The following is a 25176-nucleotide window of genomic DNA, read 5'->3' as shown; positions in this document are numbered from 1 at the left end:
TGTGTCGACAGATGTACACATATAAAAACGACTCACGAGAGTGTCCTGTAATTCACAACCCATGGGCGCGTCCGGCCTGCCGTTCCGAGCAGGAGTTGTCGCAACCGGCACCGTTTACCCGTCGTTGGCCCGACTGGCGGGATATGACCGGAGACGAACCCGCCGTTCGGCTGGGCGTCGACGTCGGCGGGACCTTCACCGACGTGGTGGTGCTGGTCGGCGGGGAGCGGACGACGGCGAAGGTACCGACGACCGGCGAGCAACATCGGGGCGTCCTGGCGGGAATCGAGACCGCCTGTGCGGCCGCCGGGATCGACCCCGGCGACGTGGACCGCTTTCGCCACGCCACGACCGTCGCGGTTAACGCTCTGCTGGAGGGCGCTGGCGCGCCGACGGCCCTGGTGACTACTGCCGGATTCCGTGACGTACTGGCCATCGGCCGGCAGAACCGTCCCGCGCTGTACGACCTCGACGCCGAGCCACCGACCCCGCTCGTTCCCCGCCAGCGCCGCTTCGAGGTCGACGAACGGGCCACCCCTGACGGGGTCGAACGACCGGCCGATACGGAGCAGGTTCGCGAGGTTGCTGCCGGGATTCAGGACAGCGGTGCCCAGAGTGTCGCCGTGTCGCTGTTGCACGCCTACGCACACCCCGAGAGCGAGCGGGCGGTCGCGGACGCGCTCGAAGCCGAGCTGGACGTACCGATCTCACTCTCGCACGAGGTGCTGGGAACGTTCCGGGAGTACGAGCGCACCGCGACCACCGTCGCGGAGGCGGTCGTCACACCGACCGTCGAGGACTACCTCGGGCGGCTCGTCGAGCGCGCCCGTGACCGTGGTCTCCCCGACCCGCGTGTGATGCAGGGCAACGGCGGCATCGCCGATGCCGGGACCGTCCGCGACCACGCCGCGACGACGATTCTCTCGGGGCCGGCCGCAGGTGTCGTCGGCGCGGCCGAGTTCGGCGACCGGACCGATGCCGACGGGCTTGTCACCTTCGACATGGGTGGCACCTCCAGCGACGTGAGTCTCGTCCGCGACGGGGCAGTCGAGCGGACCACCGACGCCGACGTGGGTGGCCACCCCGTCAGGGTCCCGATGGTCGACGTGAACACGGTCGGTGCGGGTGGCGGGTCGGTCGCGTGGGTCGACGCCGGTGGCGCGCTCCGGGTCGGCCCGCGTTCGACCGGCGCAGAGCCAGGTCCCGCCTGCTACGGGAAGGGCGGCACCGAGCCGACGGTGACCGACGCCAACCTCGTTCTCGGGTATCTCGGTGGCGACACGGAACTCGGCGAGGGACTCGAACTCGACGCGGCCGCGGCCGAGGCAGTTCTCGCCGACTTGGCCGACGAGGCCGACATAGAGAGTCCGCAGGCGGCGGCCCGCGGCGTCTATCGCGTTGCGAACGCGACCATGAGCCGGGCGGTTCGGGGCGTGACCGTCGAGCGAGGCCACGACCCTCGTGCGTTTGCACTGGCCGCGTTCGGCGGCGCTGGACCGATGCACGCCGCGGCGCTGGCCGACCGTCTCGGAATCACTGCGGTGGTCGTCCCCCCTGCAGAGGGCGTTCTCTCGGCGTTAGGGTTGCTGGCGGCCGACGAGAAACACGACGCCGCCCGCACGCACCGAACCGCCCTCGCCGCCGCCGACGCCGAGACCGTCGACGCAATCTACGGCGACCTGGCCGATACGGTACTCGACGACGCCGCCGACCCCGGAGCTGCCAGCGTCGACCGCGAGGCCGACTGCCGGTACGCCGGACAGAGCTTCGAACTCGGGGTCGACGTGCCGGACCCCTTCGACCCCGACGTTGTCGTCGAGCGGTTCCACGAGGCCCACGAGCGGGTCCGGGGCTACCGGATGAACGGTGAACCGGTAACGCTCGTTACTCTCCGGGTGACCGCGACGATACCGGCCGACTCCCCGACGCTGACTCACGACCCCGACGGCGAACCTCGAACCGGAGCGCGTGAGGCGGTCTTCCCCGACGGCGAGGGTGCGACGACCCGGGAGACGCCAGTCTACGACCGGGACCGGCTCCCACCCGGCGAGACGTACGCTGGTCCCGGAATCTTCGAGGGTGGGGAGAGTACGGTCGTCCTGCCGCCGGACTGGACGGCGACCGCCGCCGACGACGGGTCACTCCTGCTGGAGGTGGACGGATGACCGACGACGTCGACGCCGTAGCACTGGAGATACTGCGCACACAGCTCGAAAGTGTCGCCGAGGAGATGGGGCAGGTCCTGATCCGCGGGGCGTACTCGCCGAACATCACCGAGCGCAAGGACTGCTCGACGGCACTGTTCGACCGCGAGGGTCGGATGGTCGCTCAGGCCGAACACATCCCGGTTCACCTGGGGGCGATGCCGGCGGCAGTCGCGGCCGTCCGCGACCACGATCCGCGACCGGGCGACGTGTTCGCACTGAACGACCCCTTCACCGGGGGCACACACCTTCCGGACGTGACGCTCGTGGCCCCCATCGCACCGCCCGAAGCCCACGAGTTGGCCGACGACGGGGTCGTCGGGTACGCGGTCTCGCGGGCCCATCACGCCGACGTTGGCGGTATGACTCCGGGGAGCATGCCCGCCGGAGCGCGCGAAATCTACCAGGAGGGTGTCCGGATTCCGCCCGTCAGGCTCGTCGCGGACGGTGAGCGGAACACCGACGTCGAGACCCTTCTGCTGGCGAACGTCCGCAACCCCGACGAGCGCCGGGCGGACCTCCGCGCACAGATCGCTAGTACCGACCGCGCTGAGGCCCGGCTCGGCGACCTCCTTGACGCCCACGGCGACCGCCTGCTCGACGCCTTCGACGCCGTAATCGATTACTCCCGCGAGCGTGTCCGGACCGAACTCGACTCGCTCCCGAACGGTCAGTACCACGCCAGCGACGTACTGGAGGGCGACGGCGTCACCGACCGCGACGTCCCGGTCGAGGTCACGGTCACCGTCGACGGCGCAACCCTCACGGTCGACTTCGCCGGGACCGCCGACCAGGTCCCCGGTAACGTCAACGCCCCACTCTCTGTGGCGAAAAGTGCTGTATACTACGTCGTACGATGTATTACAGACCCCGACATCCCGCCGAATCAGGGCTGTTACGAGCCGGTGACGGTGACGGCGCCGGAGGGGTCGTTGGTGAACCCGACGCCGCCGGCGGCGGTCGTAGGCGGCAACGTCGAGACGAGCCAGCGGGTGACGGACATCGTCTTCGCTGCGCTGGCCGACGCCGCGCCCGACCGCGTGCCTGCTGGCGGGCAGGGAACGATGAACAATCTGCTCGTCGGCGATTCGGCATTCCAGTACTACGAGACCGTCGGCGGCGGCGCCGGTGCACGCCCGGATGGCGACGGTCTCTCTGGCGTGCAGGTCGGGATGACCAACACGCTCAACACGCCCGTCGAAGCGCTGGAAGCCGCCTATCCGCTCCGGGTCGAGGCGTACGCTCTCCGCGACGACAGCGGCGGGACAGGGCAGTACCGCGGCGGCGACGGACTCGTCCGGGAACTCACCGTGCTGACCGACGCGACTGTTTCCCTGCTGACCGAACGCCGCCGCTACGCACCCCGTGGGTTGGCTGGCGGTTCGGACGGCCAGTCAGGCCGCAATCTCGTCGACGGCGAGGCTGTCCCGGCCAAAGTCACCCGGGAGGTCGACGCCGGCACGACCGTCCGAATCGAAACCCCCGGCGGCGGTGGGCACGGCGAGCCCGACGACGAGTAGAGCCGCGCCGCTTTTGCGTCTCGGCCGGCAACATTACCTATGGAGAGTCTCGAAGCCGAACTCGACCAGGCACGGGCGCTGGCGGTGTCGGACCTCGCTGACGCGATCGCCGAGATCGGCTTCGACTGTACCCGTTGTGGGGCCTGCTGCAAAGCCGAGACCTGTGGAAGCACGCCCGACGACGACGCCGACACGGAACCCCACACAGCGACCGTCTTCCCCGACGAGATACGCCGGCTGCAGGACACTGGCGACCAGGAGTACGACTTCAGAGACGTGGCCCGCCCCATGCCCTACGGCCTCGAAGACGGTCCGGAGGGCCAGACGGGCGAGACGTTCGAGTGGGCCCTCCAGACCGACGGCTGTGGCGACTGCACCTTCTACGAGGAGCGAGAGGCGTCAGAGACGTCTCACGAAGACGGCGATAGCGAGGCGCGAAGCGCCTCGAACCATTCGAGCGGGCAACGCCCGCGAGAAGAAGCCGTCGGAGACGACGGAACGGGAACGTGTACGGCCCACGACGACCGGCCGCTAATCTGCCGAACGTACCCGTTTTCGGTCGCACTCGGCGGGACTAGCCAGCCGATGGGCGAAGCCGTCGATTCGGCAGGGATGGTCCGAGCCCACGAGTGCGAGGGACTCGGCCGGGACATCTCCCGGGCCGAGGCCGAGGACCTGGCCGCGGCGCTGAAACAACGGGCGATCCGAGAGATCGAGGAGGCGATCGCCGTCCGCGAGAACTACGAACCGGTCGAAACGGGGCCGGGCGAGGTGGTCGTCCACGACTCGGAGGGACAGAAACGGCCCGACGGGACGCCGCTCGACTGAGACCGTGCGGAGCGGCCCATCACGGCCCGAACCACGGGCAAGTTCTTTACTGTAGGCCTCCCACATGCCCATGGAGGTCTAACCTTGGAGATATCTGATAAACTCCTGTGTTTGTTCAGCGCCGAAGTCGAGCGGAGCGAGGACGGGTACGTAATCGAGATACCACAGCGCGAACTCGACACCGGTTCGATCGAGGCCGACGACACCTACCGGGTGGCCCTCATCGAGCGTGACCGAGAGGAATCGACGGACGACGAACCCGAAACGCCCTCCTCGGAGCCCCAGCCCCCAGTAGAGGCCGGCGAGATTCGCTACGTCGAGATCGAAGACATCGGCAAACAAGGCGACGGAATCGCCCGTGTTGAACGCGGCTACGTCATCATCGTCCCCGGTGCCGAGATCGGGGAACGCGTAAAAGTCGAGATCACCGAGGTCAAGTCCAACTTCGCGGTCGGCGAAATAATCGAAGAGGACATCTGACCGTTACCCGCCTGTACCAACCGACCCGTCTCGGCTCCGGTGCCGGACTGTTCTCTCCCCGCCTAACACCCAAAACCGCACGACAGCAGCCGGTTAACCGTTTGTACCAAACTCGGTAAAAGGAACTGTGCCGTACACTGTCGTATGAGTGCAACCACTACCGCGACGAATCAGGCAGCAGCCGACCTCTCGGAAAAACAGGCTCGCATCCTCCGGCATCTCCAAGAGAACGCCGACACCCAAACCTACTTTAAATCCCGCCTCATTGGCGACGCGCTAAATATGTCCGCTAAGGAGGTCGGCACCAACATGCCCGCCATCAGAGATGGAGAGTTCAACATCGACGTGGAAAAGTGGGGGTACTCTTCCTCGACGACGTGGAAAGTCACGGCCTGACCGACAGACGCGCGGTTTTTTACCCGTCGTAGCTGAGCAGCGTGTCGGCCTCGGCCGCGAGCGCTGCGGCACCGGACCCGAACGAATCGGCGTATCGCACGAGCAAGAGCATGACGGTCTCCGGTTGTTCGACGGCGTAGCCGTCCGTCCGTGACAGCAGACCGGCCGTTTCGAGTTCGCTCGCGTATTTACTGACCGTCGGCGTCGAGACCGTTAGCCTGTCGGCCAGACCGCTCGCCGTCAGCGCCGGGTCGCGTAACAGGGCGACGAGCATGCCTCGGGGTGTCTCTCGTCGCAGGTACCCCAACGCCACCTGCTCGAACTCCGAGAAGCGGTCGGCCGGGAAGTACCGACGGTAGTCACCGTCCTTGCGGCTCTCGAGAATCCCCTCACGGACCAGTCGGCGGAGGTGGTGCTGGGTCTCGCCGGTCCCGAGCTGGAGGTCGTCGCGGAGCTTCGAGAAGTGTGCGCCGGGTGTCGCGGCGACGTACCCTGCGATGCCGTCGGGCGCGTCGCTGTCACTCCTGTCGTCGGGCTGAAAACGAGCGAGGGGGCTGGCCGCGCCGATCGCTGCGAACCGACGCAGCGTCGACCGCTTGGACTCGTCCACCCCCTCCTCGGGCATATTAATTCATTTGTCAGACGAGGGTAAAACGCCTTCGACTGATTATCGCGACCGATTCGAGCACGGTTGGCGGGCCGTTCGCGTCGGTCGTGGTCCAGTTCGGCTACTTGCTGCCGGACTGTCCGTCGGCGTTGGCGTCTTCGGCGCTTGTTCCGCCGCCACCGCCGGTCTCGAAGTCGTCGTCCATCTCGTCGATAACGTCGTCCGGGTCCTTGATTTCGGCGGTGTCGCCGCCCTGTTTGACGGCTTTGGCCTGTTCCTCCATGGCCTCGACGTCGAGTTCTGCTTCCTGGTCGATCTGACCGAGAATCTCCTCGATGTCGTCGAGTCCGAGCATCTCGCGAGTCTCGGTGTCGAAGTTCAGACTGTCGAGAGTTCCCTCGCCGTTGGTCTGGACGTCGCTGCCGGTGAGGTGTTTGCCGTACCGGCTGACGAGCGAGGTCAGTTCCTGGGGCAGAACGAACGTCGTCGATTCGCCCTGGCCGATGTTCTCGAGGGTCTCCATTCCCTTCTCGATGACGGCACGTTCGCCCATGGACTCGGCGGATTTGGCACGGAGGACGGTCGAGATTGCGTCACCCTGGGCTTCGAGGATCTGGCTCTGTTTTTCACCCTGTGCGCGGATGATGTTGGACTGCTTGTCACCTTCCGCCGTCTCGACGGCGGAGCGACGCTCACCCTGCGCTTCGAGAATCATCGCACGGCGGCGACGTTCTGCGGAGGTCTGTTGCTCCATGGCCTGCTGGACGTCCTGGGAGGGGTTGACCTCACGGACCTCGACGGACTCGACGCGGACACCCCACTCGTCGGTCGGTTCGTCCAGGTCACGACGTATTTTCGCGTTGATTTCCTGGCGCTTGTTCAGGGTGTCGTCCAGTTCCATGTCGCCGAGCACGGCACGGAGGGTGGTCTGAGCGAGGTTCGAGACGGCGCGTTTGTAATCGTCGACCTCGAGATACGCCTTTTTCGCGTCCATCACCTTGATATAGACGACGGCGTCTGCGGTCACCGGCGAGTTGTCGCGGGTGATCGCTTCCTGCCGGGGCACGTCTAGCGTCTGTGTCCGCATGTCGAACGTGTGGGTTCGCGAGACGAACGGCGGGACGAAACTAATACCTGGTTCGAGCAGTTTGCGGTACTCGCCGAAGACCGTCAGCGCACGCTTTTCGGTCGCGTCGACAATCTCGACCATCTGGTAGACGGTGACCACGGCAAGTAGCAAGACCAGCAGGACGACGACGCTGATGGTGCCACCACCGAGTTGCAGTACTGTCGCGGGGAACATTGATTTGATATTCGCACGAGCGACAGAAAAGGGTTCGGTCCGGTGGAGTCAGGTGGTCTGACCTGCCGGACGGTTCCCGCAGGACGCCGGTATGTCAGGTGCACAGAAGGGTTCGGTACGGTCGGGATAGTGGTCCCGCAATGGTTGGGGGGAGCGAAACCGGAGCACGACAAGCCGACGTGGAGGGCTCGCCGCGCTCGTGTACAACGGGACCACTGACACCAGTGGTGACCAGCCACGCAGTCGCTGACAGCGCACTCGGCACTGGCTACCCTGTCGACCACCTCCAACCGCCGGTGACGCCGACGACCCCTCTCGCCGCACGGGAACTGACCGATTGTGCAGCGTGTCTCTGAGGCCTGTACGCCCGTTGTCGATCGCACATTACGTCTACACGTATGTATAGCTGAGATAATAAAGATTGGGTATGAGGAAAAATATCGAAAAGTCGTGATTGGTCGAACTGCTACTGCCCGGGAAACGGAAACAATCGTCAAATACGAGTCTGGTTCGACCGCAGAACGAAGACCTGGGGCAGAAACTGGGCGGCTGTCCGAGGCCGATCAGGCCGCGTCTGGGTCCGCGTCCGGTTCGCCCGTCTCGGCCTCGCGTTTGCTAGCTTCTTCGGCGAGTTCTCGGTCGATGTCGTCCGCGATGTCGTCGATGGCCTCGACCGTGACGACGTTGCCTCCGCCGGGGTCGATGACGATGACCTCGGCTCCCTCGGCGATTTCACCGTCGACGGAGCGGGCACGGTAGTGTGGATTGAAGCCGCCGTCGTCGAGTTTCACCTCACCCACCGTCTCGCTGACGCGCTCCGTGACGCGGCCGGTTTGGCCCCGGAGGTCGTCCGAAGAGCTCGTCTGGCCGGAGCCTTTGCCGCCGTAAAAGTCGAACTGACGGTAGCCGTAGAGCGTGACTCCGCCGACGACGAGCACCAGCGCCGCGAGCACCAGCGGCGCGAAGATGCCGATACTCGCGGGCAGGAGGAGACCGGCGATGCCGGCGACCAAGAGGGCGACACCCAGAACGATGAAGTGAGCACCGGGGGCCAACGCCTCGGCGATGACCAGTCCTGCTCCCGCGACGACGAGGAGCAGTGCGAGGTCAGACCCCAGCACAGAGGCCGCCTGTGCGAACATCCAGGATACCATACCTGCGGGTAGGGTCGCCCCGGGATTAAGCTTCGGGGTCGACGGGTCAGATTACGCCCAGCACGACGAGAACGAGGAGGACAGTACTCAGGGCCCCGAGCAGGACGAACGCCGTGTTCTCCATCGACGGTGACCCCGGTTCCAGCGGCTGTTCGAGGACCACTGACCCAGCGACGTTCCCCGCTTCGTCACCGTCTTCGTCTCCATCCCCGTCGACGGTCTCCATCCCGTCCTCGTCGGTCCCTGCCGCCTCGTCGCCGTTCTCCTCGGACAGGTCCTCGACATCGAACTTCCAGCCGCCTTCGTCGTCCGCCTCGGACATGCCCGATACTACCGGCTTCATCAATAAAAGAACACGGTACGTGTCCGCAGTCGACCGCTCACTGAACTTTCGACCCCAGCGGCGCGTCGCTGTGGGTCGTCAGCAGGTCGGCCTCGTCGCCGGCTGCCAGGACCATGCCGTTGGATTCGACGCCGAACAGTTCGGCCTGTTCCATGTTGGCCAGTAGGATACACCGTTCGCCCGGCAGTTCGTCGAGGTCGTGGAGCTGTTTGATACCGGCGACGACCTGTCTGGTCTCGACGCCGATGTCGACCTCCAGTCGCGCGAGGTCGTCCGCACCTTCGATGGGTTCGGCGACTTCGATCCGCCCGACCCGCATGTCGAGGTCGTCAAAGTCCTCGAAGCTGACGCGCTCGTCGGTCAGCCCCTCGGGGTCGAAGTCGCTGGCCTCACGGTCCCCGTCGCCCTCGGTCGCGGCTTCGACCCGCGCCTGTAGCTTTTCGTTCAACTCGTCGGTACGATCGTCCTCGATCTTCGAGAACAGCTCGTCGGGCTCGCCGAACTCGGCCGGCGGCGTGGCCAGTGCATCGTCGAGTGCGACCTCGTCAACGGAGCCGTCTTCGTCGAGTTGCGCCCAGAGTTCGGCGGCCTTCCCGGGCATGACCGGTTGCATCAACACGGCACAGGCCTTCGTGAGCTGGACGCAGTCCCGGATGACCTGTGCGGCTCTCTCGGGGTCGTCGTCGGTGAGCTTCCAGGGCTCGCTGTGTTGGATGTACTCGTTGCCGAAGTCGGCCACGTCGATGGCGGCCGCGCCAATGTCGCGGATGCGATACTCGTTCAGTGCGTCCTCGAAGCCGGCGATGGCGCTCTCGATGTGTTCGCGCACGTCGTCGCTCACGTCCGCGTCCGGCGTGCCGTCGTAGTTGCGGTGGGCGAAGAGGAGCGACCGGTAGACGAAGTTCCCGAGATTGCCGACCAGTTCGCCGTTGACTCGCTCGGCGAAGCGGTCCCAGGAGAAGTCAACGTCGGTCTCCATCCCGCTCCCGTCGATCATGTAGTAGCGGAACAGGTCGGGGTGGAACCCCTCGTCGAGGTACTCGTCGGCCCACACGGCCCTGTTGCGTGACGTGGAGAGGGCCTTCCCGTCGATGCCGACGAAACCCGTCGCCAGTATCGCCCGGGGCTCGTTGTAGCCCGCCCCGCGCAACATCGCGGGCCAGAACACGGCGTGGTGCTGGATGATGTCCCGGCCGATCACGTGAACGATCTCACCGTTGTCCTCACCGGTGAGTTCGGACTCGTCTTCGACGGTCCAGACCGCCTCCCAGTCGTACTCGTCGGCACCCACGCGCTCGGTGTACTGCTTGGTCGAGGAGACGTACTCGATTGGCGCATCGACCCAGACGTACAGAACGAGCTCCTCGGCCTCGTCACCGGGGTAGTCGATCCCCCAGTCCATGTCCCGTGTGATACAGAGGTCCTGCAGTTCGCCCTCGATCCACTCGCGGGGCTGGTTCTTCGCGTTGTCGGTGCCCTCGACGCGGTCGATGAACTCCTGCAGGTAGTCCTGGAAGTCCGAGAGCCGCAGGAACTTGTGATCGCGCTCGCGGTACTCGGCGGGATTGCCGGTGAGCGTCGAGACGGGGTCTTCGACCTCGCCGGGTTCGAGGTGACGCTGACACCCCTCGTCGCACTCGTCGCCGCGGGCGTGTTCGCCGCAGTACGGGCAGGTACCCTCGACAAGTCTGTCGGGGAGCCACTGGTCGGCGTCTGGGTCGTACGCGACCTGAATCTCTTTCTCGAAGATATAGTCGGCGTCGATCCACGAGCGAACGAACTCGCGGGTCGTCTTCACGTTTTCCTCGTCGTGGGTGTGGCCGTAGTTGTCGAACTCGACGTTGAATTCGGGGAAGGTCTCGGCGTAGAGTTCGTGATACTCCATCGCGAAGTCCTCGGGCGAGACACCTTCCTCGGCGGCGTTGACGGCGATTGGCGTGCCGTGCATGTCCGAACCGCAGACGAAGGCTGTCTGCTGGCCGACGCGGCGGAGCGCGCGGGCGACCGTGTCACCGGTGACGTACCCACGGAGGTGGCCGACGTGCAGGTCGCCGTTGGCGTAGGGCAACCCGACCGTCACTACTGCGGGATTGTCGGTGGGGAACTCCTCGTGGCTCATGTCCCTACGGTCCCGACAAACGGCCTAAAACCCGCCGGTTCGCGGGCGGCCCGACGCTACTGCTGAACGACCCAGCTCTCGTCGTCCTCGCGGCGGACGACGGTGTCGAACAGCGTCGCGACGGTGGCCACGGTCTGTTCGTCCTGTGTCGCAGGGTCGAAGTGTGCGTGGACGGTCGCGCCGACCGCGAGACACCGGCTGGTGATCGTATGTACGAAACGGAACACACGGTCACGGTCGGCGTACTGGAGGAGGGCGGTCAGCGAGTTCAGACAGACCGTGACCGACTCTCCGTCGTCCCACCGGTCCAGATACCGCGAGATGGCGATGCTCGCGCCCGTGAGGTCGCTCGCCGGAACGTGCGTTGTGTGGACACCGGCCGGCGGCTCCCGGGTGGCGTGGGACTCCGGGCAGACGATGGCCATCGACGCCGGCGACGAGTCGTGGGCCGCCTGCCAGTGGTCGACGAGTCGCATCGGCTGGCGCGCGTACGAGAGCGACAGCACACGCTGACACTCGGGCCGCTCACGCGACAGCAGGTCGACACAGAGGTCGTCCGCAGCCGCGTCTGTCGTCGACGCCAGTACGAGCGCCCGTGGGTAGTCCTGGACCGATTTGGCCGTAGTCTGTGATTCCATTCCCCCGATCTATCCTGACATTCCAGCGCACCCATCGAATAGCTTTCGGTCGTTTCGGCGCGAACCAAAGGTCAAAAAACGGCGAACGCGGCCACCCCAAACGTTAGCGTCACCAGCAGCCGGCCAACGCTGCCTGCGAACGTCGCCACGGCGAACTTGGGGTAGTCCTCGTCCAGCACCGTGAACGCATAAATAGAGAGCGTGTCGGGGAAGCCAGGAACGGCGAGGGCCAGCGCCAGGCCAACGTACCCCCAGTTCCGGGCGAGCCGGACGGTTTTGCTCTCGGACCACGCCACCACGTCGAACCGCGACCGCCGCAGAAACCGGACCACCGGCCTGGACCGTTTGGCTTCCTGACCGATGTGGAACGCAAAGACGCTTCCGGCCGCCTTCCCGAGGCCGCTGACGAGGACGATCAGCCCGAGTTCGACCCAGTAGGGGAGCCCGAGACTGAGCGGCGTCGCGAGGACGACCTCGCTTGGCAGCGGGAGGACGAACGCGATCAGAAACGAGTAGACAGCGACGATACCCAGTCCCGCTGGGCCAGTCGCCGTCCGGATTGTCTGTTCGACGACCTCGAACTGAAGTAGCCACTCGAGAACTGCGAGCGTGACAGCGGGCACTACGCGAAGTCGCCGCTGGGTCGGCCTAAAGCTTCATATTTGTTCTCCCGAGGGCTCTGTAACCGTGCTGTCGGGCCTGCGACCGCCGGTCAGAACCAGTCGAGTTCGGCCACGAACGACCGCAGCATCGACCGGTTGACGTGAGGCATACAGACCACCCGCATCTCGCCCGCACCGGTCTCGGTGACTCGCCACCCCCGCTGCCGGAGGTCCTCGGTGACGGGCATCGACATGTCGGCGGCGACGATGGGTAGTTCCGGTTCGACCACGTCGTGGCCCCGGGCGGCCAGCCGGTCTGCCAGCCACTCGGCGTTGTCCATCGACTCGTGATACTGTTCGCGGTAGCCGACGGGCCACAGCGCGTCCATCGCGGCGACGGCGCTGGCGACGCCTGCCCCGCTCCGCGTTCCGGTCAGTGTCGCCTGGGATTTCGACTCCAGATACGGCGTCTCGACGGCGAGTTCGTCGAGCAGGGACTTCGAGTGCGTGACCAGCCCGCCCGAAGCGATGGCGGCCTGCCCCATCTTGTGCGGATCGATAGTCATCGTGTCGATGTCGGCGTGGCCGAAATGCCACCGGTGGTCGGTAAACGGCAGCACGAACCCGCCCCAGGCGGCGTCGACGTGACAGAGCGCGTCGACCTCGTTGGCCAACTCCGCCAACTCCGGGATGGGGTCGACGCGGCCGTACTCGGTGGAGCCGGCGACGCCGACGACGAGGACGGTGTCCTCGTCGACGACCCTGGCTACGGCCTCGGTGTCGGCCCGATGCTCGTCGTCGGTCGGCGTCGTACGTAACTCGACGTTGAGTACGTCTGCGGCCTTGTTGAACGAGAAGTGAGCGCTATCGGGCGCGATTATGTTCGGCTGGTCGGTGTCGGCCCGGTTGCGGGCGATGCGAACCGCCTGAATGTTGGCCTCCGTCCCGCCGGAGGTGATGTACCCCTCGGGGCTGGGCAGACCAGTGACCGTCCCGAGCATATCGACGGCCTCCGCCTCGAGTTCGGCGACCGTCTCGTAGGTGCCCGGATCGCCCGGGTTCGTGGCCAGAAACGACTCGGCGGCCTCGCGGGCCGCCGGATGTGGCTTGGTACACATCGAGGAGAGAACGCGGCTGAAATCCTGCGGTTCGACCCGCTGCATACTCGTGGCAAGTGATGGCACCGGCTTAGTGGTTGCGCTCTGTCTATCGCCCGCCACCGCAACGTACAGACTGGGTGCCGTAGCCGAAAAATTGTTAACAAGTGACAGGTTTCCATCCGTAGCCGGTCGCGATGACACGGCACTCACTCGACGGAGGGACGGCAGTCGCCGCCGGTGTGAGCGCAGGTGTCGGCCGTGCGACCGCCCGCGCACTCGCCCGGGAAGGTGCGACCGTCGTCCTCGCTGCCCGAAGCGAAGACAGACTCGGCGACGTCGCTTCGACCGCCCGCGAGGAGTGCGACACCGCCGCGCTGGTCGTGCCAACCGACGTCCGCGACGAGAACGCTGTCGTGGCGCCGGTCGAGGCGACCGTCGAGCGGTGCTGCGGACTCGATGTTCTGGTCGACAACGCAGGCCTGACACGGGGCGGCCCCATCGAGAACATGCCCACCGAACAGTACCGGACGATGATGGACACCAACGTCGACTGGATACTCTTCGCCGCCCGCGCCGTCATCCCCCACCTTCGGGAGTCCGCGGGGACGATGGTCTTTCTCGGGAGTTTCGCGGGCCGGTCTCCGCACGCGTCAAATCCCGTCTACGCCGCGAACAAATGGTGGACCCGCGGGTCCGGCAAGAGCCTCTCGGCGCAGGTCTGCGACGACTTCGCCGTGTCCGTCGTCAACCCCGCGGAACTGCGCACGGAGTTCGGCGACGAGGACGCCACGCCGTTCGAGGAGCGGTCCGACGAAGGCGACGCCGGCGAACCGGCCGACATCGCCGAGGCGGTCGTCCTCGCGGCCACACGGCCGCCGTCGATGGCCCCGGAAATCGACCTGTCCCGGCGTGACAAGTTCGAGCTGTTCTAAAAACCGGGCGAAAATCGAATTCGGGTCTGGCTGTTATCGCACCGAGTCGAGCAGGAGTTTCTGCTCGACGCGCTTGACTTCGTGCTGGACGTCGCGAACGGCGTCGATGTTGGCCGAGATGGAGGTCGCACCCTTGTTGACCAGGTGGTTGACCATCTGTGGTCTCGAGCCGGCCTGTCCGCAGATCGAGGTGCTCACGTCGTGGTCGCGGCAGGTCTCGATAGTCTGGCCGATCAGATCGAGGACGGCGGGGTGGAGCTCGTCGAACTGGTCTGCGACGGTGCCGTTGTTGCGATCCACCGCGAGGGTGTACTGTGTCAGGTCGTTCGTCCCGAACGAGGCGAAGTCGATGCCGGCCTCGGCCATCTCTTCGATGCCCAGCGCGGCGGCGGGCGTCTCGACCATCACACCCCAGGAGCGTTTCTCGGGGTCGATGCCGACCTCAGCCATGAGGGATCTGGCCTGCAGCACGTCCTCGGCATCGTTGACAAGTGGAAACATGATTTCGACGTTGTCGTAGCCCATCTCGAACAGCTGTCGGAAGGCTTCGAGTTCGTGTTTGAACACCTCGGGACGGTCGAGACTCCGTCGGATACCCCGGTACCCGAGCATCGGGTTGTGTTCCTCGGGCTCGTCGTCGCCGCCTTCGAGTTGGCGGAACTCGTCGGTCGGAGCGTCGAGCGTACGAACCCGGACCGGTCGCGGGTAGAACTCGTCTGCGACGCCACGAACACCGTCGACGATCTCCTGAACGTAGGCGCGTTCGCCGTGGTCCTCGATGTAGCGCTCTGGCGTCTTGCTCGTCGAGAGGATCATGTGCTCGATCCGGAGCAGACCGACGCCGTCGGCACCGGTCGCCGCGGCACGTTCGGCTGCTTCGGGAATCGAGACGTTGACCTTGACCTCCGTCGCCGTCATAGGCTTGACGGGGGCCTGTGGTCGGACCTCTTCGACAGGTTCGGTTTCGTCTTGGGCCTGGCGGCCCTCGCGGATCGTCCCCTTGTCGCCGTCCAGGGTGACCACCTGGTCGTCTTCGAGGGTGTCGGTCGCGCCGCCGGTTCCGACGACCGCGGGTGCGCCGAGTTCGCGCGCGACGATGGCGGCGTGGGACGTCATTCCGCCCTCGCTGGTGACGATTCCGGCGGCTCGTTTCATCGCCGGTACCATGTCCGGCGTCGTCATCTCCGTAACGATGATATCACCCTCGCCGACCTTGTCGAGTTGGTCGAGTTTGTCGACGATCCGCACGGCACCGGAGGCGACGCCCGGACTCGCGCCGAGACCCGAGAGGAGAACGTCTTTCTCCGCATGCTGGACGGCTCCACCGGAGCCATCGGCGGTCGCGGCTCCCTCTCCGTCCTCCGAGATCGTAGTGATCGGGCGGGACTGCAGCATGTACACTTCCCCCTCGAAGATTGCCCACTCGACGTCCTGTGGGGTGTCGTAGTGGTCCTCGACACGTTCCCCGAGTTCGACGAGGCGTTCGATCTCGGTCTCGTCGACGACTTGCTCGTTCCGTTTCTCCTCGGGAACGGCCCGCTCGTCGGTTTCGCCGGTTTCGGGGTCTTTGATATACATCGTCTTTTTGTCGGCGACCTCCACGTCGGTCACCGCAGCCGTCCCCCGGTCGATCACGTAGTTGTCGGGCGTGACCGAACCGGAGACGACACCCTCGCCCAGCCCCCAGGCAGCCTCGATGATAACTTTTCGTTCCCCGGTCGAAGGGTGCGACGTGAACATCACGCCCGACTTCTCGGCCTCGACCATCTGTTGGACGACGACCGCGATGTCGACCGTGTCGTGAGCGAAGCCCTGCTCCTGGCGATAGTACGTCGCCCGCTGGGTAAACAGAGAGGCCCAGCACCGCTTGACCCGGGCGAGCAGGTCCTCGCCGGTGACGTTCAGGAACGTCTCCTGTTGCCCCGCGAAGGAAGCGTCGGGCAGGTCCTCGGCCGTCGCCGAGGAGCGTACCGCGACGAACGCCTCGTCGTCGCCGATCTCCTCGTACGACGCGAGAACCTCCTCGCGCAGGTCCTCGGGCATCTCCGTCTCCAGGATGATCTCCTGCGCGCGAGCCTCCGCCTCGGCCAGCGCCTCCGAATCCTCGGCGTCCACGTCGACCGCCTCGAACAGTTCTTCGTCGATGCCTGTCTCCTCGATAAATCGTCGGTAGGTCCCCGCTGTGACGACGAACCCCGGGGGAACCGGCAGACCTGCGGCCGTCAGCTCCCCTAACGAGGCCGCCTTCCCACCGACCGACTCGAGGTCGTCTGCCCCGATTTCGTCCAGCCAGAGTACAGCCATGTCCTCACCTCGGAAGTGCAGAACACCGATAAAGAAGGTTCCGAACCGCGCGTGGCGTGCAACGCTGCCGCCCGCGACGGGCGATAAGACGTAGCAGGCGCTTCGACGCAGCGGAATTATACCTCGATGATGTCGTCGTCCTCGGTCTCGGGCACGACCAGTTCCCCGTCCAGCGCGGTGACCGCCCACCCGCCGACCTCGACCTCCGCCCCGACCCGAACGTACACCGTCCCCGGTCGGTCGACGAAATGCCCCTGCTCGAAGACCAGTTCGTCGGGGATGTCGTCGAACGCGTCGAACTCCCGCAGGTAGGCGCCCACCGCACCACTCGCGGTCCCAGTGACGGGGTCCTCGGGCACGCCGCCGTCCGGCGCGAACATCCGGCCGTGTAGCGTCGACTCCTGTTCGAGCGTATCGAAGGTGAACGCGTAAACACCGGCGGTGTCCGCCTCGCGACTCAACTCGGCGATGGCCCCCATGTCCGGGTCGAGGCCGCTGAGATGTTCGAGGAAGTTCACCGGAATCACGAGGAAGGGCAGCCCAGTGGTGCTCCGGGCCAGCGGGAGGTCCGCGCCTACGTCCTCTAGCGCCGCCACGTCGACGCCGAGTGCGTCGGCCACGCGGTCGTAGTCGAGGTTGACCCGCCGGATTGCGGGCTGGTTCTGTGTCATCCAGACGCCCCCATCGTCGGTGACCTCGATGTCCAGTACGCCAGCCTCGGTTTCCAGGGTATGGTCGCCAGCACCGATCTCGTCGCGTTCGTAGAGCGAAACGTAGCTGGCGACGGTCGCGTGGCCACACATCTCGACCTCGGTCTCGGGCGTGAAGTAGCGGACCGCTCGGTCTGCCTGGCCCGACGACCGCAGGAATGCGGTCTCGCTCGCACCCAACTCCGACGCGATGGCCTGCATCTGTTCGTCGTCGAGGCCATCGCCGTCGGGCACGACGCCCGCGGGGTTGCCGGCGAGCGGAACGTCTGTGAACGCGTCGACCAGAAGCGCCTGTCGCGTGTCCATGCCACCGAATTCGGAGAGGCTCCGGATTAACCTACCGTCGGTGCGCAGCCCCATCCTGGGTCACCACGCCGTCGGACGGCTGGGACGGTCCTTCGCCGGACACGAACAGGTGGCTCGAACGCGGCTCCTCCTCGAACCGGACCGACTCGCGCAAACCGAGGGCCTCCCGACACCGCCCGAAGCCCGCGTCGGGATTCACACGATAACATCGGAGCGTTTCGCCTCGTTACACACCGACCGGTCGCTCGCAGCCCCGCGGACCGTCTCGATGGACCGTCAGCAGTGCCCGTCCTCGCGAACGTACTGGATCGCCTCGAGGAACCGCTCGGTGTCGGTACCGCGGATGCGGGCGACCGGTGGGGTCACGCCGTCGCTTGCGGCCGATGCGGGTACAGTCACCGACCTGCTGTGTCTCCGCCGTCGCCGCTGGATGCCGCGCCAGAACTAGTCCGCGACGGCCTCCTCCGAGCCCTGTATCGCGTTGGGGTCTTGCACCCAGAGGTCACCGAACAGGTCGTCCTGCTGGAGGTAGACCTGTCCACGGTGAGACAGAAAGAGCAGGCCGAGAAACGTCTCGACCCGGGACCCGCCGGCGTCCTCGATCTCGGCGTAGAGAAGTTCTTCTCGGCCGCCATCCCACCGTTCGAGGCAGGCGGCGTAAACGTCGTCGATGATGGCATCGATGTCCTCGCCGTGTGCGGTCCCGGTCACGTCCGCGGCCGTCGGTTCGTCGTCCATCCGGAACTCGTCGCCGCTCCGGTAGTCGAGTTCCTGCGTGCCCCGCTGGTACGTGCCGGGACTGTCGCTCGTGTCGTACTCCCGGGACTCCTTCCACCAGGTGTCCCGTTCGGCCTCCCGGAGGTCCCGCACCAGTTCGTTTAGTGTCTGTGGCATTCCCCGCGCCCGCTTCCGGTCGAGCCGGCGATCCATCTCCCTCTCCAGCGAGGCGAACGGATCGGCCTCGGGGTCGACGGGCGTGTCCTCACCCATCGCCGCCGCCTCCCACGGCTCGGGCCCGGGCTCTTCGTTCTCGTCGTCGGTGAGCATCGCGTCACTTTTTAGCCGCAGAAGAACGCTCGCATAGAAGAGGGCCCGTCCCGACGTCCGGAGGTCGGCCTCGTCCAGCCGGTCGAGGAACTTGTCCGTCACCGTCACGATATCGATGTCCCAGGGCTCGATCTCGCCGTCCCTGGCCAGCTGGACCAGCACTTCGACGGGTCGAACGTCGTCCTCCGACGGCGGTTCCGGACCCTCGACACCCGACACCAGACCGGGCTGTCCGGCGACCCCAGCGTCCTCACTATCGCCGACTCCGCCGTCGTTGCTCTCCAACTCGTCGTCGCCACCGTCCACCGTCGACGACGTTCCGCCCGGTCCGTCGCCCGCTTGCGGGTCGCTCTGCCCCCCGCTCACGCCGTCGGAACTGCCCGGCGGCTCCCGACTTTCGTGACCGGCGATATCGAGCGGGATGTTGTCCTCACCGTCGTCCGCTTCGTCGCCGTTCCGCTCGCGGTTCGCTTCGCCCTCCGCTCGCGTTTCCGCGGCGTTCCTTCTGTCGTCTCCGCTAGTCATCTGCGGGCACCTCCTCGTCGCCGTCGCCGACCCCGCTCAGGTCGATGCCAGTTACGGCGGAGATGTTGTCGTCCTGCATCGTGACGCCGATGGCCCGCTCGGACCGTTCGAGCAGCGCAGAACGGTGGGAGACGACGACGAACTGCGCGTCACCCGCGAGTTCGTCGACCATCTCACCGACCATATCGGCGTTAGCCGCGTCGAGGAACGCGTCCACCTCGTCCAGCGCGTAGAACGGAGCCGGGTTGTAGCGCTGGATGGCGAAAATGAAAGCGAGCGCAGTCAGTGACTTCTCCCCGCCGGACATCGCCGCCAGCCGCTGGATCGGCTTGTCTTTCGGTTGGGCCTTCATCGTCAGCCCACCGTCGAACGGGTCGTCTTCGTCTTCGAGGTGCAGCGTACCAGTACCGTTCGACAGGCGCTCGAAGATCTCCTCGAACTGCTCGTTGATACCTTCGTAGGCATCCACGAACGTCGCCTTCTTTTTCGCCTCGTACGTCTCGATCCGGTCGCGGATGCCGTCGGCCTCCTCGACGAGCGTCTCCTTTTTTCCCTCCAGGTCGTCGAGGTCTTCGGCAACCTCGTCGTACTCCTCGATTGCGAGCATGTTCACCGGTTCGAGCGCCTCCATCTCGCCCTCCAAGCGGTCGATCTCGCGTTCGACCTCGTCGTGGTCGGGCACGTCCTCGGGGTCGTAGTCCCCGACCTGCCCCTCGAGTTCGTCGACTTCCCAGTCAAGACGCTCTTTCTCCTCTCGCAGGGCCTCCAGGTCGTCCTCGACGTTCGTGACCCTCGACTGCTGTTCGTCGCGACTCTCCGTGGCCGCCTTGAGCTCCGTTTTGAGCTTCTCACGCTCGCCTTTCAGGTCTGTGAGCTCTGCCTCCAGTTCGGCGACCGCTGCTTCCTTCTCGTCGAGCAGGGCTTCCTGCTCGTCGACGTTCGCCTCCAGTTCCCCGATCCGTTCTTCCTGTTCGGCCTTGCGGTTCTGGGCTGCCTCGATGTCGTCGTGCAGCTCCTCGATGGCGTCTTCGGCGTACTGTTTTTCCAGTTCGAGCTCGTTCAGGTCGCCGTCCAAGTCGTCACGGCGGGCTGTGAGGTCGTCGAGCTTCCCGCGTACCTCGTCGGCCTGGCTCGTCAGTTTCGGTAGCTCCGAGTCCTCGACTTCGCCCTCTAGCTCCGCGATGCCGTCTTCGAGCGCCTCGATTGCCGCCGTCCGTTCCTCGATATCGCTCTCGAGTTCGCCCATCCGGTCCGAGACCGTCTCTCGGTCGCGCTCTATCTCGTCGAGTTCGGCCTCCAGTCGCTCGATTCGCTCGTCGGTCTCGTCGCGCTCGGCTTCGAGAGCGTCGATCCCACTTTCGATCTCACGGACCTGCTCGGCGGCGTCTCCCTTCCGGTCGCGGGCGTCGTCCAGCCGGTTCTCCACGTCCCGGAGGTCAGACCGAATCGACTGGCGTTCGTCTTCGAGGTCGTTGATCCGCGCGGCGACCCGTTCGAGCTGTCCCTGGCCGCCGGAAAACGAGTAGCGCGTCCCCTTCGAGGACCCGCCGGTCATCGCACCGGACTTCTCGACGAGGTCGCCTTCGAGGGTAACCATCCGGAAATCACCCATCAGGCCCCGGGCGGTGTCCATCTCGTCGACGATCAGCGTGTCACCGAGGACGTAAGAGAATACGCCCGCGTACTCACTGTCGAAGTCGACGAGATTGTAGGCGAAGTCCACGACGCCGTCGTGGCTGGGGAAACTGGGGCGTGACCGCCGCTGCATCTTCGTGATCGGCAGGAATGTCGCCCGACCCGCGTTCCGCGATTTCAGATACTCGATACAGTGCTGCCCGATTCCGTCGTCGTCGACGACGACGTGAGCCAACCGGCCGCCGGCCGCCGTCTCACACGCCGTCGCGTACTCGGGTTCGACACCGCCCAACTGGCCGACCGTCCCGTGGACGCCGTCGATGCCGCCGTTGAGTATGGTCGTCACCGCCCGACCGTAGGATGAGTCGCCATCCCGCCCGGCCTTGGCTTCGAGTTCGGCGTACTCCTGTTGTTTCGCCGAAATTTCGTCTTCGATGTCGTCGAGAGCGGACTGCAACTCGCGTTTTTCCTGTTTGAGGTCCTCGACGACGCCGGAGATGGTCGACCGATTCTCCGTTGCCTTCCCCAGTTCGGTCTCCAGGTCGGCGATTTCGGCGTCGATTTCGGGCAGACGAGCCTCGGCCTCCTCGATGGCCGCTTCCTTTTCGCGCTGCTGGTTCGAGCGCCGCCGCGCTTCGTCGAGCAGGCGGTCCTGTTCGCGTTGGAGGTCGTTTCTCTCGCTTTTTGCCTCCTCCAGAGCGGCGCGTTTCTCGTCGAGTTCGTCCTTGACCTCCTCGAACTCGGCCCCGACCTCCTCGATGCGCGCTTCCAGCGTTTCGAGTTCCCCCTCTTTCTCCTGGATGTCGGCCTTGAGGCCCGACTTGGCGACCTTCGTCTCGCGGATATCCCCCTCTATGTCGTCGATCTCCTCCTGTTTCCTGTCGATCCGGACGAACGCCTGCCGGCGCTCGTTCTCTGCGTCCTCGATTTTCGTCTTGGCGCTTTCGACGGCGTCCTCCAGCCGCGAGATCTCGCCTTTGACCTCCTCGATCTCGCGTTTGATCCGTAGCTGCTCGTCCTCGCCTTTGCGTTCGATCTCGGCGTTGAGGTCTTCGAGGTCCTCTTCGAGGCGGACGACCGCCCCCTGACGCTCGTCGAGTTCGCGCTGGAGGGTTTCGAGTTCGACCTCGAGGTCGTCGACCTCCTCGCGAACGCCGTTGAGGTCCGCGCGCTTGTCCTCCAACTCTGCGGCCCGCCGGTAGGACTCGTACTCCGCTTTCTCCTCGCGGAGACTCTGGTACTCCAGGGCAGTCTCGCGCTCCGCTTCGAGTTGGTCGAGGCGGTCCCGTTTCTCCCCGATGTGCAACTGGGCCTCCTCGATGTGTTCCTCGACGACGTCCAGTTCCTCGAAGGCGTCCTGCTTTTTCGCGTCGAACTGGGCGACCCCAGCGATCTCGTCGATGATCTCCCGGCGCGCGTGCGCTGTCATATTGATAATCTCGGTCACGTCGCCCTGCATAACGACGTTGTACCCCTCGGGCGTGATGCCGGCCTGTGCCAGCAGGTCCTGAATGTCCGAGAGGTTGACCGAACGGCCGTTGATGTAGTAGTACGAGTAGTAGTTGTCCTCGGTCTCCTTGACGCGGCGCTTGATGGAAATCTCCTCGCAGTCGCCTACGTCTTCGGTCCCGGCGGCGTTGACGACGGTCCCCCGTTCGAGGGTCCCGTCGGCGTTGTCGAGGATGACCTCGACACTGGCCTCGCGTTCTTCGTCCCCGTCACGCTCGCCGTCCTGATGACCGGGATTGTAAATGAGGTCGGTCAATTTCTCCGCGCGGATGCCCGACGTCCGAGCCAGACCCAGCGCGAACAGAATCGAATCGATGATGTTGGATTTGCCCGAGCCGTTCGGGCCGCTCACCGTGGTGAAATCCTCGTAAAACGGGATTCGTGTCTTCCGGCCGAAACTTTTGAAACTGTCGAGGACGAGCTCTTTGATATGCATGGGGGTGCTCGTAGCCGGAGCCAGTCAGGCGACGATGATATCGCTTCCCTCAGACTCCGTCTCGTCTTCCGCCTCGGTGCCCTCAGATTTAGGCGCTTCGGCCCGCTCTGCGTCCGCAGTCGGTTCGGGTTGTGGCTCGCTCACAGGCGCTGTCCCGTCGGTACTGCGCTCCCCCGGCGGCGTCGACGACCCGACGCCACTGCCGTCGATGGTGTCCAGCCCGACTTCGGCGTCGACGACGTTCTCTAGCTCGCGAATACGCACCTTGCACTCGACGAGTTCGTCTGTCAAACCGTCGACCGTCGCTTCAAGCTCGTTCACGCGCGATTCGAGTTCCTCGACGCGATTGCCGCTCGCCATAGCAGTAGCACCTGCCGCTGTCGACATAAAGTTACGTCAGACATTCACGTAGCTTCTGATAGGAACGCGGCTGGTGAAAATGTGGCCGACGGCACTGGACTCACCCGGTCACACGTCGTCGGTTTCGACGGTGATTGGCCCGTCGGGCTCTTCGATTTCGCTCTCCTGCTCGGACCCACTGTCCCGTTCTTCGAGCAGGAGGCCGACGCCGCCAGTCGCGAGCATACCGACCCCCGCCGCGCGAACGGAGCGGACGTACCACGGTTTCGGCTCCAGTTCGTCCGCGTTCTCGAAGGCAACTCCCCACAGCCTGGCGTTCAGTCTGATACTCCGTTCCGGGCTAGTAGCGGCCAGCAGTCCCTGGACGAGCAACCAGCCGTAACTGAGGCGGCGCAGTTTGTCGATCAGCATAGCCGAATTTGGACGAGGACGGACAAGAAAGGTGTGTCTGTCCCCGCGAGCCGGGAGCGGCGGTCGCCCGGGTCGTTAATCTTTAGCCGGCGGCACACGTTTCGCGAGTAATGACAGCACAGGCTGCCGAAACGGGGGATCTCATCGCCGTCATCGGGCTGGAGGTGCACGTCCAGTTGGAGACGGACACGAAGGTCTTCTGTGGCTGTTCGACCGCCGTCGGCGACGACGAGCCGAACACCCACACCTGTCCCGTCTGTCTCGGCCTCCCCGGTGCCCTGCCGGTCCTCAACGAGGGGGCCGTCGAGGCCGCGGTCAAAGTCGGGAAGGCCATCGACGCCGAGATTCCCGAAGAGACCACGTTCCACCGGAAGAACTACTACTACCCAGACCTGCCGAAGAACTTCCAGATTACCCAGTACGACGCCCCGATCTGCCAGGACGGAGAGCTCGAATTTGCCGTCGACGGCAACCGCCGGAGCGTCGACATCCGCCGGGCCCACCTCGAAGAGGACCCCGGCAGCATCAAACACGTCCGGACGGGCACCGAGAGTCTGGAGAGTCGCACTGTCTCCATCGAGCGCGCCGACTACACCCTGATCGACTACAACCGCGCCGGCACACCGCTAATGGAAATCGTCACCGAACCGGACTTTCGTAAACCGGGCGAGGTCCGGAAGTTCCTGGAAAAACTGGAGGAGGTTCTCGAGTATCTCGGCGTGTTCGACCCCGGCCGTGACGGCTCGCTCCGAATCGACGCCAACCTCTCGATGGTCGCCGCCGAGGACGTCGGTGCCGACGGCGAGATCGACGACGCAGTGCTCGACGACGCCAACCGCACCGAGGTCAAGAACATCTCCAGCCACACGGGCGCGGAGAAGGCTCTGGCATTCGAGAAGTCCCGTCAGCGGAAGCTCGTCGAGTCCGGACGGGCCGTCGAGCAGGAGACGCGCCACTTCAACGAGACACACGGCAACACGGTCTCGATGCGCTCGAAAGAGGAGGAGAAAGACTACCGCTACTTCCAGGAGGCCGACCTCCCACCGCTCCAGGTCGCCGACTGGACGGAAAAAATCGCGATTCCGGAGTTGCCCGACGCCCGTCGCGAGCGCTTCGAGGCCGAGTACGGCCTCAGTGACGAGGCGGCGTCGAAACTCACCAGCACGAAGCAGGTGGCTGACTTCTTCGAGGACGTGGCCGAGGAGTTCGACCCCGACCTCGCCGCCACCTGGGTCGCGGACGACCTCCTGGGTGAACTGAACTACCGGGACATGCTGATTACGGACATCGACGACCGTTTCGACGAGGTGACGACACTCGTGAAACTCGTCGCCGAGGACGAAATCACGGCCAAAAACGCCCGTGAGACGGTCCTGCGGACGATGCTCGACGACGGAAAAGCCCCCGAGACCGTCGTTGAGGCGGAAGACTTGGGCAAGACCAGCGGCGATGAGGTGGCTGTCGCCGTCACCGAAGCCATCGACGAGAACCCCGACGCCGTGGCGGACTACCACGACGGCGACGACAACGCGATCAACTTCCTCGTCGGGCAGGTCATGCAGAAGACCGGCGGGAGTGCCGACCCCGGCGAGGTGAACCAACTGCTGCGAGCGGAACTGGAGGGCTGACGCGGGCCCACCCCGGCTACTCGCGATTTTTTCGAGACTCAGGTCGTTCGTCTCCCGAACTCCCGTCTGCGTCCTCACA

Annotated in this window: 22 protein-coding genes; 7 read left to right on the top strand and 15 right to left on the bottom strand. The window is 65.3% G+C overall.

Annotated elements, in window-relative coordinates; genetic code table 11:
• Positions 1–143: 143 nt before the first annotated feature.
• The 5 genes from Q0964_RS05205 to Q0964_RS05185 all read left to right on the top strand — a co-directional run bounded on the left by Q0964_RS05205 (position 144) and on the right by Q0964_RS05185 (position 5428).
• Entirely contained in the window at positions 144–2165 is a 2022-nt protein-coding gene (locus Q0964_RS05205; protein WP_299264326.1) for a hydantoinase/oxoprolinase family protein, read from the top strand.
• Positions 2162–3724 carry a hydantoinase B/oxoprolinase family protein gene (locus Q0964_RS05200; protein ID WP_299264323.1) on the top strand — a complete coding sequence of 521 codons (1563 nt, stop codon included), beginning with the start codon at positions 2162–2164 and terminating at the stop codon, positions 3722–3724. Before Q0964_RS05205 ends, Q0964_RS05200 begins: the two co-directional genes overlap by 4 nt.
• 39 nt (positions 3725–3763) lie before the next feature.
• Positions 3764–4552: a YkgJ family cysteine cluster protein gene (locus Q0964_RS05195; protein WP_299264320.1), complete on the top strand. Its 789-nt coding sequence runs from the start codon at positions 3764–3766 to the stop codon at positions 4550–4552.
• Between the two features lie 84 nt (positions 4553–4636).
• Positions 4637–5032 carry a TRAM domain-containing protein gene (locus Q0964_RS05190; RefSeq protein WP_299264318.1) on the top strand — a complete coding sequence of 132 codons (396 nt, stop codon included), beginning with the start codon at positions 4637–4639 and terminating at the stop codon, positions 5030–5032.
• Positions 5033–5176: 144 nt separating this feature from the next.
• Positions 5177–5428, top strand: coding sequence for a DUF7123 family protein (locus tag Q0964_RS05185; protein ID WP_299264315.1), 252 nt, complete (start codon positions 5177–5179; stop codon positions 5426–5428).
• A gap of 19 nt (positions 5429–5447) precedes the next feature.
• On the opposite strand, the gene Q0964_RS05180 is transcribed toward Q0964_RS05185, so the two are convergent.
• The 8 genes from Q0964_RS05180 to mfnA all read right to left on the bottom strand — a co-directional run bounded on the left by Q0964_RS05180 (position 5448) and on the right by mfnA (position 13357).
• Entirely contained in the window at positions 5448–6053 is a 606-nt protein-coding gene (locus Q0964_RS05180) for a winged helix-turn-helix transcriptional regulator (RefSeq protein WP_299264312.1), read from the bottom strand.
• Between the two features lie 103 nt (positions 6054–6156).
• A complete protein-coding gene (locus Q0964_RS05175) occupies positions 6157–7338 on the bottom strand; it encodes an SPFH domain-containing protein (protein ID WP_299264309.1) in 1182 nt (393 codons plus the stop codon).
• A gap of 563 nt (positions 7339–7901) precedes the next feature.
• Entirely contained in the window at positions 7902–8492 is a 591-nt protein-coding gene (locus Q0964_RS05170) for an NfeD family protein (protein WP_299264307.1), read from the bottom strand.
• 46 nt (positions 8493–8538) lie between these two features.
• Positions 8539–8814, bottom strand: a complete 276-nt coding sequence (locus Q0964_RS05165) for a DUF7312 domain-containing protein (RefSeq protein WP_299264304.1) — start codon at positions 8812–8814, stop codon at positions 8539–8541.
• A 58-nt stretch (positions 8815–8872) separates the two neighbouring features.
• A complete protein-coding gene (gene metG / locus Q0964_RS05160; protein WP_299264302.1) occupies positions 8873–10954 on the bottom strand; it encodes a methionine--tRNA ligase in 2082 nt (693 codons plus the stop codon).
• Positions 10955–11010: 56 nt separating this feature from the next.
• Positions 11011–11592, bottom strand: coding sequence for a DUF7504 family protein (locus Q0964_RS05155; protein WP_299264299.1), 582 nt, complete (start codon positions 11590–11592; stop codon positions 11011–11013).
• 71 nt (positions 11593–11663) lie between these two features.
• Positions 11664–12215 carry a YqaA family protein gene (locus Q0964_RS05150; RefSeq protein WP_299264297.1) on the bottom strand — a complete coding sequence of 184 codons (552 nt, stop codon included), beginning with the start codon at positions 12213–12215 and terminating at the stop codon, positions 11664–11666.
• Between the two features lie 89 nt (positions 12216–12304).
• Positions 12305–13357, bottom strand: coding sequence for a tyrosine decarboxylase MfnA (gene mfnA, locus Q0964_RS05145; protein ID WP_299264294.1), 1053 nt, complete (start codon positions 13355–13357; stop codon positions 12305–12307).
• 131 nt (positions 13358–13488) lie between these two features.
• On the opposite strand from mfnA, the gene Q0964_RS05140 reads away from it, so the two are divergent.
• Positions 13489–14226 (top strand): SDR family oxidoreductase, encoded by a 738-nt coding sequence (locus tag Q0964_RS05140; RefSeq protein WP_299264291.1) that lies wholly within the window; start codon positions 13489–13491, stop codon positions 14224–14226.
• Between the two features lie 33 nt (positions 14227–14259).
• Here the strand turns inward: Q0964_RS05140 and ppsA are convergent, their stop codons facing one another.
• The 7 genes from ppsA to Q0964_RS05105 form a co-directional block, all read right to left on the bottom strand.
• Entirely contained in the window at positions 14260–16530 is a 2271-nt protein-coding gene (gene ppsA, locus Q0964_RS05135; RefSeq protein ID WP_299264289.1) for a phosphoenolpyruvate synthase, read from the bottom strand.
• Positions 16531–16646: 116 nt separating this feature from the next.
• The gene (locus Q0964_RS05130) at positions 16647–17546 is read right to left on the bottom strand and encodes a PhzF family phenazine biosynthesis protein (protein WP_299264287.1); all 900 of its coding nucleotides are present in this window, start codon (positions 17544–17546) and stop codon (positions 16647–16649) included.
• 276 nt (positions 17547–17822) lie between these two features.
• A complete protein-coding gene (locus tag Q0964_RS05125) occupies positions 17823–17945 on the bottom strand; it encodes a hypothetical protein (protein WP_299264286.1) in 123 nt (40 codons plus the stop codon).
• A 45-nt stretch (positions 17946–17990) separates the two neighbouring features.
• Complete coding sequence (locus Q0964_RS05120; RefSeq protein WP_299264284.1) at positions 17991–19118, bottom strand: segregation and condensation protein A; 1128 nt, start codon at positions 19116–19118, stop codon at positions 17991–17993.
• Positions 19111–22698: a chromosome segregation protein SMC gene (gene smc / locus Q0964_RS05115; protein ID WP_299264282.1), complete on the bottom strand. Its 3588-nt coding sequence runs from the start codon at positions 22696–22698 to the stop codon at positions 19111–19113. The genes Q0964_RS05120 and smc overlap by 8 nt, the downstream gene beginning before the upstream one ends.
• Before the next feature lie 24 nt (positions 22699–22722).
• Positions 22723–23058 carry a DUF7518 family protein gene (locus Q0964_RS05110; RefSeq protein ID WP_299264281.1) on the bottom strand — a complete coding sequence of 112 codons (336 nt, stop codon included), beginning with the start codon at positions 23056–23058 and terminating at the stop codon, positions 22723–22725.
• Between the two features lie 108 nt (positions 23059–23166).
• Positions 23167–23469 (bottom strand): DUF6199 family natural product biosynthesis protein, encoded by a 303-nt coding sequence (locus Q0964_RS05105; protein WP_299264279.1) that lies wholly within the window; start codon positions 23467–23469, stop codon positions 23167–23169.
• A 110-nt stretch (positions 23470–23579) separates the two neighbouring features.
• Here Q0964_RS05105 and gatB point away from each other — a divergent pair, with 110 nt between their 5' ends.
• A complete protein-coding gene (gatB, locus tag Q0964_RS05100; protein ID WP_299264278.1) occupies positions 23580–25097 on the top strand; it encodes an Asp-tRNA(Asn)/Glu-tRNA(Gln) amidotransferase subunit GatB in 1518 nt (505 codons plus the stop codon).
• Positions 25098–25176 lie beyond the last annotated feature (79 nt).

Origin of the sequence: Halorientalis sp. (genome assembly GCF_028275115.1) — an archaeon.
Classification (GTDB): domain Archaea; phylum Halobacteriota; class Halobacteria; order Halobacteriales; family Haloarculaceae; genus Halorientalis.
This window is presented reverse-complemented; position numbering and strand designations above follow the sequence as displayed.

What these genes read in the sequence shown, in the direction of transcription:
- Q0964_RS05205 (WP_299264326.1), top strand. Translation starts at nt 144, where the DNA reads ATGACCGGAGACGAACCCGCCGTTCGGCTGGGCGTCGACGTCGGCGGG.
- Q0964_RS05200 (WP_299264323.1), top strand. Translation starts at nt 2,162, where the DNA reads ATGACCGACGACGTCGACGCCGTAGCACTGGAGATACTGCGCACACAG.
- Q0964_RS05195 (WP_299264320.1), top strand. Translation starts at nt 3,764, where the DNA reads ATGGAGAGTCTCGAAGCCGAACTCGACCAGGCACGGGCGCTGGCGGTG.
- Q0964_RS05185 (WP_299264315.1), top strand. Translation starts at nt 5,177, where the DNA reads ATGAGTGCAACCACTACCGCGACGAATCAGGCAGCAGCCGACCTCTCG.
- Q0964_RS05180 (WP_299264312.1), bottom strand. Translation starts at nt 6,053, where the DNA reads ATGCCCGAGGAGGGGGTGGACGAGTCCAAGCGGTCGACGCTGCGTCGG.
- Q0964_RS05175 (WP_299264309.1), bottom strand. Translation starts at nt 7,338, where the DNA reads ATGTTCCCCGCGACAGTACTGCAACTCGGTGGTGGCACCATCAGCGTC.
- Q0964_RS05170 (WP_299264307.1), bottom strand. Translation starts at nt 8,492, where the DNA reads ATGGTATCCTGGATGTTCGCACAGGCGGCCTCTGTGCTGGGGTCTGAC.
- Q0964_RS05165 (WP_299264304.1), bottom strand. Translation starts at nt 8,814, where the DNA reads ATGTCCGAGGCGGACGACGAAGGCGGCTGGAAGTTCGATGTCGAGGAC.
- metG (WP_299264302.1), bottom strand. Translation starts at nt 10,954, where the DNA reads ATGAGCCACGAGGAGTTCCCCACCGACAATCCCGCAGTAGTGACGGTC.
- Q0964_RS05155 (WP_299264299.1), bottom strand. Translation starts at nt 11,592, where the DNA reads ATGGAATCACAGACTACGGCCAAATCGGTCCAGGACTACCCACGGGCG.
- mfnA (WP_299264294.1), bottom strand. Translation starts at nt 13,357, where the DNA reads ATGCAGCGGGTCGAACCGCAGGATTTCAGCCGCGTTCTCTCCTCGATG.
- Q0964_RS05140 (WP_299264291.1), top strand. Translation starts at nt 13,489, where the DNA reads ATGACACGGCACTCACTCGACGGAGGGACGGCAGTCGCCGCCGGTGTG.
- ppsA (WP_299264289.1), bottom strand. Translation starts at nt 16,530, where the DNA reads ATGGCTGTACTCTGGCTGGACGAAATCGGGGCAGACGACCTCGAGTCG.
- Q0964_RS05130 (WP_299264287.1), bottom strand. Translation starts at nt 17,546, where the DNA reads ATGGACACGCGACAGGCGCTTCTGGTCGACGCGTTCACAGACGTTCCG.
- Q0964_RS05120 (WP_299264284.1), bottom strand. Translation starts at nt 19,118, where the DNA reads ATGACTAGCGGAGACGACAGAAGGAACGCCGCGGAAACGCGAGCGGAG.
- smc (WP_299264282.1), bottom strand. Translation starts at nt 22,698, where the DNA reads ATGCATATCAAAGAGCTCGTCCTCGACAGTTTCAAAAGTTTCGGCCGG.
- Q0964_RS05110 (WP_299264281.1), bottom strand. Translation starts at nt 23,058, where the DNA reads ATGGCGAGCGGCAATCGCGTCGAGGAACTCGAATCGCGCGTGAACGAG.
- Q0964_RS05105 (WP_299264279.1), bottom strand. Translation starts at nt 23,469, where the DNA reads ATGCTGATCGACAAACTGCGCCGCCTCAGTTACGGCTGGTTGCTCGTC.
- gatB (WP_299264278.1), top strand. Translation starts at nt 23,580, where the DNA reads ATGACAGCACAGGCTGCCGAAACGGGGGATCTCATCGCCGTCATCGGG.